This window comes from Salmonella sp. NW884 (assembly GCF_051700745.1).
GTDB classification, from domain to species: Bacteria; Pseudomonadota; Gammaproteobacteria; order Enterobacterales; family Enterobacteriaceae; genus Salmonella; species Salmonella enterica.
The window spans coordinates 1-13,920 of the sequence record NZ_JAMMDE010000010.1 but is presented as its reverse complement, the minus strand read 5'-3'; the positions used below and the strand labels follow the sequence as shown (position 1 = coordinate 13,920).

The 13,920-nt window shown below is 52.9% G+C and carries 12 protein-coding genes and 2 tRNA genes; 7 read left to right on the top strand and 7 right to left on the bottom strand.

Going from position 1 to position 13,920, the window contains the following annotated elements:
- Positions 1–88 precede the first annotated feature (88 nt).
- Positions 89–1,054 carry a glucokinase gene (glk, locus tag NA197_RS18660; protein ID WP_000170380.1) on the bottom strand — a complete coding sequence of 322 codons (966 nt, stop codon included), beginning with the start codon at positions 1,052–1,054 and terminating at the stop codon, positions 89–91.
- 203 nt (positions 1,055–1,257) lie between these two features.
- Between glk and NA197_RS18655 the strand changes: the two genes are divergently transcribed.
- The gene (locus NA197_RS18655; RefSeq protein WP_000468922.1) at positions 1,258–2,493 is read left to right on the top strand and encodes an ion channel protein; all 1,236 of its coding nucleotides are present in this window, start codon (positions 1,258–1,260) and stop codon (positions 2,491–2,493) included.
- 19 nt (positions 2,494–2,512) lie between these two features.
- On the opposite strand, the gene NA197_RS18650 is transcribed toward NA197_RS18655, so the two are convergent.
- On the bottom strand, positions 2,513–4,165 hold the full coding sequence (locus tag NA197_RS18650) for an alpha-keto acid decarboxylase family protein (protein ID WP_064043588.1): 1,653 nt from the start codon (positions 4,163–4,165) through the stop codon (positions 2,513–2,515).
- A gap of 179 nt (positions 4,166–4,344) precedes the next feature.
- Here NA197_RS18650 and mgrA point away from each other — a divergent pair, with 179 nt between their 5' ends.
- A complete protein-coding gene (gene mgrA, locus NA197_RS18645; RefSeq protein ID WP_064043587.1) occupies positions 4,345–5,343 on the top strand; it encodes an L-glyceraldehyde 3-phosphate reductase in 999 nt (332 codons plus the stop codon).
- A gap of 113 nt (positions 5,344–5,456) precedes the next feature.
- The gene (ypeC, locus tag NA197_RS18640) at positions 5,457–5,783 is read left to right on the top strand and encodes a DUF2502 domain-containing protein YpeC (RefSeq protein ID WP_000490091.1); all 327 of its coding nucleotides are present in this window, start codon (positions 5,457–5,459) and stop codon (positions 5,781–5,783) included.
- A 60-nt stretch (positions 5,784–5,843) separates the two neighbouring features.
- On the opposite strand, the gene NA197_RS18635 is transcribed toward ypeC, so the two are convergent.
- Positions 5,844–7,085, bottom strand: coding sequence for an Nramp family divalent metal transporter (locus NA197_RS18635; protein ID WP_000131735.1), 1,242 nt, complete (start codon positions 7,083–7,085; stop codon positions 5,844–5,846).
- Positions 7,078–7,122, bottom strand: coding sequence for a hypothetical protein (locus NA197_RS18630; RefSeq protein WP_418338175.1), 45 nt, complete (start codon positions 7,120–7,122; stop codon positions 7,078–7,080). The genes NA197_RS18635 and NA197_RS18630 overlap by 8 nt, the downstream gene beginning before the upstream one ends.
- 305 nt (positions 7,123–7,427) lie before the next feature.
- Here NA197_RS18630 and nupC point away from each other — a divergent pair, with 305 nt between their 5' ends.
- Positions 7,428–8,630 (top strand): nucleoside permease NupC, encoded by a 1,203-nt coding sequence (gene nupC, locus NA197_RS18625; RefSeq protein ID WP_000376343.1) that lies wholly within the window; start codon positions 7,428–7,430, stop codon positions 8,628–8,630.
- 52 nt (positions 8,631–8,682) lie between these two features.
- On the opposite strand, the gene NA197_RS18620 is transcribed toward nupC, so the two are convergent.
- Entirely contained in the window at positions 8,683–10,872 is a 2,190-nt protein-coding gene (locus NA197_RS18620; RefSeq protein ID WP_064043585.1) for an EAL domain-containing protein, read from the bottom strand.
- A gap of 190 nt (positions 10,873–11,062) precedes the next feature.
- A tRNA-Ala gene (locus NA197_RS18615) sits at positions 11,063–11,138 on the bottom strand.
- 221 nt (positions 11,139–11,359) lie between these two features.
- Here NA197_RS18615 and NA197_RS18610 point away from each other — a divergent pair.
- Together NA197_RS18610 and NA197_RS18605 are read left to right on the top strand one after the other, a co-directional pair.
- Positions 11,360–11,722, top strand: coding sequence for a MerR family transcriptional regulator (locus NA197_RS18610; RefSeq protein ID WP_000472034.1), 363 nt, complete (start codon positions 11,360–11,362; stop codon positions 11,720–11,722).
- A gap of 1 nt (position 11,723) precedes the next feature.
- Positions 11,724–12,116, top strand: a complete 393-nt coding sequence (locus tag NA197_RS18605) for a MerR family transcriptional regulator (protein WP_000826515.1) — start codon at positions 11,724–11,726, stop codon at positions 12,114–12,116.
- A gap of 53 nt (positions 12,117–12,169) precedes the next feature.
- Here NA197_RS18605 and gltX read toward each other — a convergent pair whose 3' ends face one another.
- Positions 12,170–13,585 carry a glutamate--tRNA ligase gene (gene gltX, locus NA197_RS18600; protein ID WP_000695623.1) on the bottom strand — a complete coding sequence of 472 codons (1,416 nt, stop codon included), beginning with the start codon at positions 13,583–13,585 and terminating at the stop codon, positions 12,170–12,172.
- A gap of 258 nt (positions 13,586–13,843) precedes the next feature.
- On the opposite strand from gltX, the gene NA197_RS18595 reads away from it, so the two are divergent.
- Positions 13,844–13,919, top strand: a tRNA-Val gene (locus tag NA197_RS18595).
- Position 13,920: the final 1 nt, after the last annotated feature.

Genomic DNA, 13,920 nt, shown 5'->3' with positions numbered 1-13,920 from the left:
GTTTAATTGCCTGATGACGCTGCGCTCATCAGGCCTACAGATGACACACTATTGTAGTCCGGATAAGGCGTTTATGCCGCCGTCTGACTTATAGAATATGGCCTAATGTCTGGCGCAGATGCGCGCCGGAGCCTAACAAGCCGGGATTATCATGGACAATCAGATAGACCGGAATACCGTGTACATAATCTTTAAAGCGGCCTTTATCTTCAAAGCCCCCACGGAAGCCAGACGCTTTAAAGAATTCCAGGAAGCGCGGGACAATGCCGCCAGCGATATAAACGCCGCCAAATGTCCCCATGGTTAACGCCAGATCGCCGCCAAATCGCCCCATGATGACGCAAAAGAGCGACAACGCGCGGCGACAATCGATACAGCTATCCGCCAGGGCGCGCTCGGTAATATCTTTCGGGCGCAGATTTTCCGGCAGACGGTTATCGGACTTAACAATCGCCCGGTAAAGATTCACCAGCCCCGGGCCAGACAGCACGCGCTCGGCGGAAACGTGGCCAATTTCGGCGCGCAATATTTCCAGAATCATAGCTTCTTCTTCGCTATTAGGCGCAAAATCGACATGCCCGCCTTCGCCCGGAAGGCTAATCCAACGCTTATCCACATGCACCAGATGCGCCACGCCCAAGCCGGTTCCCGCGCCATACACCGCAATAGGTTTGCCGTCTACCGGTTCGCCGCCGCCGAACTGAATTAAATGCTCTTTTTTCAGCATCGGGATCGCCATCGACACGGCGGTGAAATCGTTGATGATTTCCAGATGGCTAAAGCCGAGATTTTTTTTCATTTCCGCAATAGAAAAAGCCCAGGTATGGTTAGTCATCGCCACCCAGTCGCCAGTAATCGGGCAGGCTATGGCGATACAACCATCTTCCACGCTGACGCTATGCTCATCGAGATAAACGCGCACCACGGCCTCAAGACTGGGGTAATCCAGGCCGGAATACGTTTTGGCCTGCGAGATTTCTCCACTGGCGATATCACACAGGGCAAGACGCGCATTCGTGCCACCTACATCTCCTACTAAAGCATACTTTGTCATTCTTCTACTGCTCCGCTAAAGTCAAAATAAGTCTTTGTCACACTGTAAATTCATGGGGGCATAACAACAACGGCCATCAGGCTGACTGCCTATAAATATAGATCTTCATCACAGAATTACTTTCTTGTTTCAGCACCAATTGCAGCAATGCCGTCGGGCAGGCTGTGCAAAATAGGTATACGACCCCGTGTAAGGAAGAGATTATGTTCCACCCGCGTGCCCGAACGATGCTGCTGCTGTCGCTCCCCGCGCTGATTATTGGCGTAGCGTCAAGCCTGGTTTTAATCGCTGCGATGAAAGTCGCGTCGGTTTTTCAGCAATTTCTTTGGCAACGACTGCCCACCAGCATCGGCATCGCTTATGATTCGCCGTTCTGGATAGTGGGCATGCTCACGCTAACCGGGATCGTGGTGGGTTTGATTATCCGTTACAGTCCCGGACACGCTGGCCCCGATCCGGCCATCGAACCGTTAATCAGTATGCCGGTCTCGCCATCTGCGCTGCCCGGGCTGCTTCTCGCCTTAATCATCGGCCTTGCTGGTGGGGTAAGTTTGGGGCCAGAGCATCCGATAATGACAATAAATATCGCGCTGGCGGCGGCTTTCGGCTCCCGCCTGTTTCCGCGTATCACGGCGTTAGACTGGACGATTCTGGCCTCAGCGGGCACCATCGGCGCGCTGTTCGGCACGCCCGTCGCTGCGGCGCTGATTTTTTCGCAAACGCTTAGCGGCTCTAACGATATTCCCATGTGGGATCGCCTGTTTGCGCCGTTAATGGCGGCAGCGGCGGGGTCACTCACCACCAGCCTGTTCTTTCATCCGCATTTTTCGTTACCCATCGCCCATTACACGCAGATGCGGCTGGTGGACATTGCCAGCGGAGCGATCGTCGCGGCGATCGCTATTGCCGCCGGGATGGTCGCCGTCTGGTGCCTTCCGCGTCTGCATGAGTTGCTGCACCGACTGAAAAATCCGGTCCTGATTCTCGGCATTGGCGGTTTTATACTGGGTATTCTGGGCGTCATTGGCGGGCCGCTTACCCTGTTTAAAGGCCTTGACGAAATGCAACAAATGGCGTTTAGCCAAACGTTGGGCGCGGGAGATTATTTTACCTTAACCGTCGTCAAACTCGCCGCGCTGGTCATCGCGGCGGCGAGCGGCTTTCGCGGCGGGCGCATTTTTCCGGCTGTGTTTATCGGCGCGGCGCTGGGGCTCATGCTCCATGCCCATGTTGAGGCCGTACCCGCGGCGATTACCGTCTCCTGCGCGATTCTTGGCTTAGTGCTGGTAGTGACGCGCGACGGCTGGCTCAGTCTGTTTATGGCGGCAGTCGTCGTACCGGATACCAATCTGCTGCCGCTGCTCTGCATTGTGATGCTCCCCGCCTGGCTATTGCTGGCGGGAAAACCGTTGCTGGCCGCCAACCGTCACGAACCCTAATCCGGCGCAGCGGGGGCCATTATCCCCCGTTGCGGGCTTCCAGCGCCCGGGTCACGGTACGCAGTAATTCCGGCAGATCGGCTTTTGGCAACATCACTTCAATAAATGACAGACGTTGTGGGCGCGCCAGCCGTTCGAGGACCTCCGCCAGTTGGATAGCCTGCGTCACCCGCCAGCACTCCGCTTGTTGCGCCGCGTTTAGCGCCGGTGGTATCTGCGTCCAGTTCCAGCTCGCGATGTCGTTATACCGCTGGGCCGCGCCGTGAATGGCGCGCTCTACGGTATAGCCGTCATTGTTGAGCAGCAGGATGACCGGCGCCTGCCCGTCGCGTAACATCGAGCCCATCTCCTGAATCGTGAGCTGCGCCGCGCCATCGCCGATAATCAGAATCACCCGCCGATCGGGGCAGGCAGTTTGCGCGCCAAACGCGGCGGGCAAGGAATAGCCGATAGACCCCCACAGCGGCTGAACCACAACTTCCGCGCCGTCAGGAAGCGACAGCGCGGCAGCGCCAAAGGCGGCGGTCCCCTGGTCGACAAGGACAATATCGCCGGGTTTGAGATACTGCTGTAAAGTTTGCCAGAAGCTTTCCTGGGTCAGTTCTCCCTTATCAATCCGCACTGGCTGTCCGGCGGAACGCGTCGGCGGCGGCGCAAAAGCGCATTCAAGGCACAGTTCGCGCAGCGTAGACACCGCCTGCGCCATCGGGAGGTTGAACCAGGTTTCGCCGATGCGCGACGCGTAAGGCTGAATCTCCAGCGTACGTTCCGCCGGCAATTGTTGGGTAAATCCGGCCGTAAGGGTATCGACAAAACGGGTGCCGACGCAGATAACCCTATCGGCGTCCTCTATGGCCTGACGTACTTCTTTGCTGCTGGCGCCTGCGCTATAGGTGCCAACGAAGTTCGGGTGCTGTTCATCAAAAAGCCCCTTCCCCATCAGTAGTGTCGCATGAGCAATGGGCGTTTCCGCCATCCAACGCTGCAACAGTGGCCGTAAACCAAAACGCCCGGCAAGAAAGTCGGCCAATAGCGCAATACGCCGACTGTTCATCAGGCACTGACGGGCGTGGTAACGAAAAGCCGTCTCCACGCCGCTTTGCGCTTCATGCACGGGCAACGTCAGCGCCTCCGTAGGCGGGATGGCCGTTTTTTTCGCCACGTCGGCGGGCAACATGATGTATCCAGGCCTGCGTGCGGCAAGCATTTCACCCAATACGCGGTCAATCTCGAAACAGGCATTCTGCTCATCCAATATTGCGCTGGCGGCAGATATCGCCTGACTCATGCGATAAAAATGACGAAAATCGCCGTCACCGAGGGTATGGTGCATCAATTCGCCACGCTGCTGCGCAGCGCTACAGGGCGCGCCGACGATATGCAAGACCGGGACATATTCCGCGTAACTGCCCGCGATACCGTTAATAGCGCTAAGTTCTCCCACGCCAAAGGTGGTGAGTAGCGCTCCAGCGCCCGACATGCGCGCATAACCGTCCGCGGCATAAGCGGCGTTCAGCTCATTGGCGCATCCCACCCAACGCAAGGTCGGGTGGTCAATCACATGGTCAAGAAACTGCAAGTTATAATCGCCCGGTACGCCAAAAAGATGGCCAATGCCGCATCCTGCCAGTCTGTCCAGCAAATAGTCGGCCACGGTATAGGGGTTTTGCATGACAGCTTTCCTTCTGACGTTGACATTATGTTGAGTATTAAGGAATGCCGATGGCTGTCCAGCACGGCGGGGATGAAAGCCTGGAAAACAATGTTTACAGCGGCAAACAGTAAAAGCCGGATACCGCCTGGCGAGTGTAACCGTATACACTATTTATTCACGCCACAGGGGGAAAGGTCATGATTTATCAGCCCGATGAGAATCGTTATCACACAATGGAGTATCGTCGCTGCGGGCGCAGCGGCGTCAAACTTCCCGCCATTTCGCTGGGGTTATGGCACAACTTCGGCGATGCGACACAGGTAGAAAATAGCCGGGCGCTGCTGCAACGCGCGTTCGATCTGGGCATTACCCACTTTGATCTCGCCAATAATTATGGGCCGCCGCCGGGCTCCGCAGAATGCAATTTTGGCCGCATTCTGCAGGAAGATTTTTTACCGTGGCGTGATGAATTGATCATCTCCACCAAAGCGGGCTACACCATGTGGGATGGCCCTTATGGCGACTGGGGTTCACGGAAATACCTTATCGCCAGCCTCGATCAAAGCCTGAAACGTATGGGGCTGGAGTATGTCGATATCTTTTATCACCATCGTCCCGATCCCGAAACGCCGCTTAAAGAGACGATGAAAGCGTTAGATCACCTTGTGCGCCAGGGCAAAGCGTTGTACGTGGGGATCTCTAACTATCCTGCCGATCTGGCCAGACAGGCTATCGATATTCTGGAGGATCTCGGCACGCCTTGCCTGATTCATCAGCCTAAATATTCGCTTTTTGAGCGTTGGGTAGAGGACGGGCTGCTGGCGCTGTTGCAGGAAAAAGGCGTCGGTAGTATTGCCTTCTCGCCGCTGGCGGGCGGGCAGCTCACTGACCGTTATTTGAATGGTATTCCGGAAGATTCCCGCGCGGCGAGCGGAAGCCGTTTCCTTAAACCAGAACAGATTACCGCCGACAAACTGGAAAAAGTTCGCCGGTTGAATGAACTGGCTGCGCGACGGGGTCAAAAATTGTCTCAGATGGCGCTCGCCTGGGTGCTGCGTAACGATAACGTTACCTCGGTACTGATTGGCGCCAGCAAACCGTCGCAAATCGAAGACGCCGTGGGAATGCTGGCCAATCGCCGTTTTTCAGCGGCGGAATGTGCAGAAATTGACGCTATTCTGGAGGGCCAGTTTTAGCAAAAAATGCTCTCCTTCATGATTTAAGAGTTAAGGCGATGAAACAAATCTTTACTGCTTTGTAATATTGCATTAACAGGCCGGCGACGGCTCGATCGTGAAGGAGAGAAAGTATGTTCAGGTCACTGATTCTGGCGGCAGCCTTGCTGGCTTTTACACCGCTTGCCGCGAATGCGGGCGAAATCACCCTGTTGCCCTCAATAAAATTACAGATTGGCGATCGCGATGATTACGGTAACTACTGGGACGGTGGTCGCTGGCGCGACCGGGATTACTGGCACAACCATTATGAATGGCGTAAAAATCGCTGGTGGCGCCATGACAACGGCTATCATCGCGGCTGGGATAAGCGTAAAGCGTATGAACGCGGTTATCGGGAAGGCTGGCGCGATCGCGACGATCATCGCGGGCGAGGCCGGGGTCACAAACATCATCACTAAGCCTCCTGCTGAATAACAGCCCGATGACGCCCACGCATCGGGCCTGCTATCTTTCTGTCTTTATGACAACCCCATCACCGTTCCAACCAGCAACCAGATATTCAGGGCGACGACCAGCACGACAATTATCCAGCCAACCTGTTTTACCCGCCGGGTGTTCACCAGCTCGCCCATTAGCGTAGCGTTACTGGTGAAAATCAGAAGCGGCACCAGCGCCAGCGCAATACCAAAACTCAGCAGCACCTGGCTCATCACCAGAATTCGGGTAGGGTCAAGCCCCATCAAAATCACAATAAATGAGGGCAGCATGGTAATGGTGCGCCGTACCCACAGCGGAATGTGAAAACGGACAAACCCTTGCATCACCACCTGCCCCGCCAGAGTCCCTACCACAGTGGAGGAAAGCCCTGCCGCTACCAGACTAAGACCAAACACCGTTGCCGCCGCATGGCTTAGTAACGGTTCCAGCGTCAGGTATGCCTGATCGAGATCGGCTATGCCGGTATGGCCGCTAAAATGAAACGCCGCAGCGGCGGTCGCCATCATTGCCAGATTGACAAAACCGGCAATCGTCATAGCAATAGCGACATCCCATTTCGTTGCTGAGTACCGTTGTTGCCGCGTTCCGCCGTGCAGATGCTGTGTTAATGACGAGTGCAGATAAATCACGTGCGGCATAATCGTCGCGCCAAGCACGCCGGCGGCTAAGAATACGGCTTCCGGGTTCGGTAGCGCCGGGATAACCATTCCTTTTCCGAGCTGCGCCATATCAGGCTGAGAGAAAAACAGCTCCACAATGTAAGCAGCGGCGACAAAAAGCAGTAAACCGCCGATGACTTTTTCAAGCGGTTTTTGACCGCGGCGCTGTAACATTAAAATCAGAAACGTCGCGATACCGGTCAATACCGCGCCCTGTAATAAAGAGACGCCCAGGATCAGCTTAAAACCTATTGCCGCGCCGATAAATTCAGCTAAATCGGTGGCCATCGCGATGATTTCCGCCTGTACCCAGTAAAACCAGACTACCGGGCGCGGATAATGGTCGCGAATTTGCTCCGCCAGGTTCTTGCCCGTGGCGATTCCGAGTTTTGCCGAGAGGATTTGAATCAGCATCGCCATCAGGTTCGCCCAGACCACCACCCAGAGTAGCTGGTAGCCAAAGCTGGCGCCGGCCTGAATATTGGTCGCGAAGTTACCAGGATCGATATAACCAATCGCGGCAATGAACGCAGGTCCCATTAATGCGAGCCTTAGCTTGCGCGCCGCCCGTCCGCTGCTATTCTCTACGCGATTGTCAGTCATCTTTTGCCTCAAAAACATAGCCTTTGCTATGTTTCATGCTATGTTTATTGATAATGATTATCAAGTGCATTTCAATGGGTACGGGTGATTACTTTGATAGTGTGAAACGATAGACCGATACGATGACGACCTGTATCAGAACAGTTTGGCTTAACATTACAAGATTAGCACACTGATATAACTTTTCATTTTCATATTCAGTACAGTAAAAGTGTATTACAGATCACTAATTTTGAATCTCGTCACAGGTCCTTATTATAGTGTGTGTTGGATCTCGTTTTCTTTACGGCTGTTGCATAGAATGTGCACGAAAATTAAACCTGCCTCATATTTGGAGCAAATATGGACCGCGTCCTTCATTTTGTCCTGGCGCTTGCCGTTGTTGCGGTACTCGCACTGCTGGTTAGCAGTGACCGTAAAAAAATTCGCATTCGTTATGTCATTCAGTTACTTGTTATCGAAGTGCTACTGGCCTGGTTCTTCCTGAACTCTGATGTTGGCCTTGGCTTCGTAAAAGGTTTCTCCGAGATGTTTGAAAAACTGCTCGGATTTGCCAACGAAGGGACAAACTTCGTCTTCGGCAGTATGAACGATCAAGGTTTGGCGTTCTTCTTCCTGAAAGTATTGTGCCCGATTGTCTTTATTTCCGCGTTGATCGGTATTCTCCAGCATATCCGTGTTCTGCCAGTGGTCATCCGCGCTATTGGTTTCCTGCTGTCCAAAGTAAACGGCATGGGCAAACTGGAATCTTTTAACGCCGTCAGCTCGCTGATCCTCGGCCAGTCTGAGAACTTTATCGCTTATAAAGATATCCTCGGCAAAATGTCCCGTAACCGCATGTACACCATGGCTGCAACGGCGATGTCGACCGTTTCCATGTCTATTGTGGGCGCGTATATGACCATGCTGGACCCTAAATATGTGGTCGCAGCGCTAGTTCTGAACATGTTCAGCACCTTTATCGTTCTATCGCTGATCAACCCCTATACCGTTGATGCCAGCGAAGAAAATATTCAGATGTCGAACCTGCATGAAGGCCAAAGTTTCTTCGAAATGCTGGGCGAGTACATTCTGGCAGGTTTTAAAGTGGCGATTATCGTCGCGGCGATGCTGATCGGTTTCATCGCGCTGATCGCGGCGCTGAACGCGCTGTTCGCAACGGTTACCGGTTGGTTCGGCTACAGCATCTCCTTCCAGGGCATTCTGGGTTACATCTTCTACCCGGTCGCATGGGTAATGGGCGTACCGTCCAGTGAAGCGCTGCAGGTAGGAAGTATCATGGCGACCAAACTGGTTTCCAACGAATTCGTGGCGATGATGGATCTGCAGAAAATCGCCTCTACCCTCTCTCCACGCGCTGAAGGCATTATCTCCGTCTTCCTGGTGTCCTTCGCGAACTTCTCTTCCATCGGTATTATTGCGGGCGCGATTAAAGGCCTGAACGAAGAGCAAGGCAACGTGGTTTCCCGTTTTGGTCTGAAACTGGTTTACGGTTCTACGCTGGTGAGCGTACTGTCCGCCTCTATCGCGGCGCTGGTACTGTAAGTCTGGGTTTAATGCAGAAACCGGGGAGCTATCCCCGGTTTTTTTATGCCGCTTATTTGCCTAACGGGCGCGGGCGGCCAATCAGATATCCCTGCAAACTGTGTACGCCAAGCTGCAATAGCAGATCGCGCTGCGCAGGCGTTTCAACAAACTCAGCCACGACGCTCAACGATTTCGCTTTCGCTAAATCAGTGATGGATTTCACGATCATCGCATCCAGGGAGTCCGTCAGAATATCTTTTACGAAACAACCGTCGATTTTAATGATGTCCGCCTTGAGGCGTTTTAGCCGTTCATAGTTTGCATAACCGGTACCGAAATCATCAATGGCGATTTTTAGGCCAAACTTACGCAGCTGGTTGATATTGTGCATACTGATTTCGGAATGAGAGAAGGCCTGTTCTTCAGTAATTTCGATGATGACCGAAGCAGGCGGGACGCCATAGCGTTTAAAAAGCTGCATAATGCGCGACGCCGTCTCTTTTTGCAGCAGCGTCAGCGGCATCAAATTAACCGAGAAACGCGCCCCCTGCTCCGCTGAAGGATGCGCGGACAGCCATTGCAGCAGCGCTTCCATCACCTGCATATCAAACCGTACGCTCAGGTTAAACTGGGCGATAAGCGGAATGAACTGATTGGGCATCATGATACCGTCGTCGCACCGAAGCCGCGTCAGAATCTCGTCATACCCTTTTCCCTGCGCGTCGCGAATGGGTTGCGCATACAAAACCAGCGCGCCGCGCTCCAGCGCCTGACGGATTTTCTGCAACCGCAGCACCCGTTCCGTCGTCTGCCCGGAAGCGGCTTCAATACTCTGGGTCAGTGCAAGCACCCGACGATGCGAGCAGGATTGCTCCGCCAGCCAGCTTAATTGCCCCAACAGCGGTTGCAAGGTTTCCTGGCGACCATCGAATGTTCCCCACGATGCGCCGTATTCCATGTCCAAACCGGTATTGTTCCAGTAAATTTTGCGGTTATTAAGCACATTGAGCATATATTGCAGGCGGGCTTCCGTCTCCGGTCCCGTCAGTACCAGCAATAATTCACTGCCCGGCAGATGGAAAATTTTCTCCTTTTCCAGCAGCAGCGGCTGCAACACGCGAAACACCTCGCGTTCGCAATGCACGCGCATCTGCATACCGTAATGACGGCTCAGAAATTCCAGGTTTTCCATGCGTAGATAACACACGCTTTGCCCGGCATCCTGTAAAAGAAACTGCTCCAGCGCGCGCAGGTTAGGCAGTTGCGTCAACGGATCGGTCAATGCCTGCGAGTGCCACTGTCGATTCAACCATTCGCTACGCTGATTAATCCGCGCCATGTACAACAAACAAATACTAAAAGAAATGAGAACTGAAAGGATAAATGCCAGCGAATATTCTGAACCCACGCCCTGCAGAAAATTGCGGTTATAGCTAAGCAGGAATAGCGCAGTGAGAGCCCAACTAAAATTCAACAGCGGATAGCTGATTTTCCCCACGCCGATGGTAAATCCAATGAACAGAACTGGCACCAGATAGCCAGCAATATACTTTGTCTCGAAAGGCGTACACAGCACCGCTAATAGCGTCGCCAGAGTGGCAAACCAGAGAAGCGTAAACAGGCGTTTTTCTTTGGCGAGATAAGGAGCGACATCCCTCCGCCAGAAAATACGCATATAGTGCGGGCTGACTATCATCCGCAGCGGATAATAGAAAAAGAGGGTAAAAATAAGCGCGGCAGAAATCAGACTCAATAAATCGACAATCGAGAAAATAGCGGTACCAGTGCCAAAGAAGGTAGAGATAGTCACCGGGAAAGCCAGGTAGTGCCCCGCCAGATGCATACTGATTTTTATGCCAAACGGCGTCATTAACCCTAACCAGAAAACGCGTAGCCAGATGCCTTGGTTGGGTATTCCGTAGCGCCAGCGCGCGCCCAGCTGCCAGCGTACGATAGCGCAAACCAGCAACACGGGAAACGTCTGGCAAAATAGCAGCACCATCGCCTGTGGCAGAGGTAAATGAAAATTCCATTCATTAGTCAACATCATTCCGCCTACCATCGGCGCGACGCCACGGCGGCCAAATAAGAACAGCACGGCAAACATGACGCAGAGCGGTAGCCAGGCCAGAAAGATATAGCTGGAATCAATTGTGGCGCGGGGAGAAATGAGACGAGATAGCAGAATAGCCGGAACGGTCAGGCAGAAGGCCAGTAAGAATATTTTTATATTTTTTAATACGTTACACTTATCCGGCATTGCTTTAATGCTCACATCATTATATAAGGCGCATGAATAATAAGTATATTCGCATTATGAAGCAATCTAACAAAAGCTCATATTGACCGCAAAAGCAGAGGCAAACAAACGCACCTGAAGAGCAGATCAGACGCCATGAATTTTGTGACAAAAAGCAAAAACCCCCGCTTTCCAGCGAGGGTTTGAATGTTGGTGGAGCTAAGCGGGATCGAACCGCTGACCTCTTGCATGCCATGCAAGCGCTCTCCCAGCTGAGCTATAGCCCCATAACGTAAAGCTTGTCGAGTTGACGGGCGGCATCATATGAATTCCCTCGGCATGTGTCAACGGCAAAATGAACTTGCCGAATTCAATCGCTGAAAAAGCATTCAAATAAAGGACATTGCGGCACAACTCGCATTCAGTAGTTAAACACGTCACGGTTTCGACTAAAATGGTGCTATAAAATGAACCACTAATTAACCCCACGACTATTCAGGGAATCGTTATGTTCAAGGAACGGATGACGCCAGAAGAACTCGCTAATCTCACCGGTTACAGCCGACAAACCATCAATAAATGGGTACGGAAAGAAGGCTGGGCAACATCGCCCAAACCTGGCGTCCAGGGCGGTAAAGCCCGTCTGGTTCATGTAAACGAACAGGTTCGTGAATATATCCGCAGCGCTGAACGTTCAGTTGACCATCACGCAGACACATTCACGCCTGCCAGCAACGCATCGCTTGAAGCGCTGCTCATGACGCTCGCCAAAGAGATGACCTCATCCGAGCAGAAACAGTTTACCTCTCTCCTCGTGCGTGAAGGGATTACCGGTTTGTTACAACGCTTAGGGATACGCGATAGCAAATAATATGAAAAGATTACGCAGTAAAATGACCACTGAAGAGCTGGCTGAATGCCTCGGCGTGGCCAGACAAACCGTCAATCGCTGGATCAGAGAACAACACTGGAAAACCGAAAAATTTCCCGGCGTCAAAGGCGGACGCGCAAGACTCATCCATATTGATGCCAGCGTGCGGGAGTTTATTCTCAATATTCCGGCTTTTCGCAAACTGCCTGCGTTTTATCAGGCGGAAGAGGCTTTCGCAGAATATGCGAACGCGACGCACAGTCACGCTTATCGACAAATTATTGATGCCGTTGAAAATATGTCTGCTCAGGAACAGGAAAAACTGGCGCTGTTTTTATCGCGGGAAGGTATTCGCGGATTTCTGACGCGTTTAGGTATCAATGAGGCGGACTAACAAAGAATAAACGGCAGGCGTCTGCCCTGCCGTTTATTCTGTTTCAGCTGGCGTTACTGCTGACTTTCACGCTCGGCGATAAAGCCCAGCGCTTTGTTGATACGCTCAATGCTGCGGGTTTTACCAATCGCATGTACGGTGACATCCAGCGCAGGCGACTGCCCGGCACCGGTCACAGCCACACGCAGCGGCATCCCTACTTTACCCATCCCCACTTCCAGCTCATCCGCCGTTGCCTGAATCGCGTGGTGGACGTTTTCTGCTGACCAGTCCGTAATCGCCGACAGCTTGTCGCGCACCACTTCCAGCGGCTGACGCGCCACCGGGCGGAGGTGTTTTTTCGCCGCATCGGCGTCAAACTCACTGAAGTCTTCATAGAAGTAGCGGCAGCTCTGCGCCATCTCTTTCAGAGTTTTGCAGCGCTCACCCAGCAACTTCACCAGTTCAGCAAGCTGCGGGCCGTTACGGGTGTCGATATTTTCCTGCTCGATATGCCACTGCAAATGCGTCGCCACATATTCCGGCGCCAGCGTATTGATATAGTGGTGGTTCAGCCACAGCAGTTTATCGGTGTTGAACGCGCTCGCAGACTTGCTCACCGCACCGAGGGAGAACAGTTTAATCATCTCTTCACGGGTGAAGATTTCCTGATCGCCGCTGGACCAGCCCAGACGCACCAGATAGTTCAGCAACGCTTCCGGCAGATAACCGTCATCGCGATACTGCATCACGCTCACCGCACCGTGGCGTTTAGACAGCTTTTTACCGTCGTCGCCGTTAATCATCGACACATGCGCGTACATCGGCACCGGCGCGTTTAACGCTTTCAGAATGTTAATCTGGCGCGGAGTATTGTTGATATGGTCTTCGCCACGAATCACATGGGTAATTTCCATATCCCAGTCGTCCACCACCACACAGAAGTTGTAGGTTGGGGAACCGTCGGTACGACGAATGATCAGATCGTCCAGCTCCTGATTGCTGAATTCGATCGGGCCACGGATCTGATCATCAAAAATAACGGAACCGTCCTGCGGGTTGGCAAAGCGCACCACGCATGGCTCATCGTCGGCATGATGTTCGTGACTGTGACGGCAACGCCCGTCATAACGCGGCTTCTCGCCTTTCGCCATCTGATCTTCACGCAGTTGCTCCAGACGCTCTTTAGAGCAGTAGCATTTATAGGCTGTTCCCGCCTCCAGCATCTCGTCAATCACCGCGTTATAGCGATCAAAACGTTTGGTCTGGAAATATGGGCCTTCGTCCCATTCCAGGTTCAGCCAGTTCATACCATCCATGATGGCTTCAATGGCTTCCGGCGTGGAACGCTCAAGATCGGTGTCTTCAATACGCAGCACGAATTCACCGCCGTGGTGACGTGCGAAAAGCCAGGAATAAAGAGCAGTACGCGCGCCGCCGACGTGCAGATAACCTGTCGGGCTAGGCGCGAAGCGAGTTTTGATTTTCATGAAATGGCCTTACGTTTATAAAGATGCCGACAACCGGCAAATCCTGGAAAGATGAATAGCCTTGTATTCTATCACTGTGGCTTGATTCCTCAATGTTGATCCGGTCAGAACGCTGCGCTTTGCTATTTCCGTATAGAAATCATGCAGTGCGGGGTAATTCACGATCGTTTTGTTTAATTTTACGACGAACAAACAAAAACTTTAGAAAATGCGTTGACTCATTTTCAACTCTCCCTATAATGCGACTCCACACAGCGGGGGTGATTAGCTCAGCTGGGAGAGCACCTCCCTTACAAGGAGGGGGTCGGCGGTTCGATCCCGTCATCACCCACCAC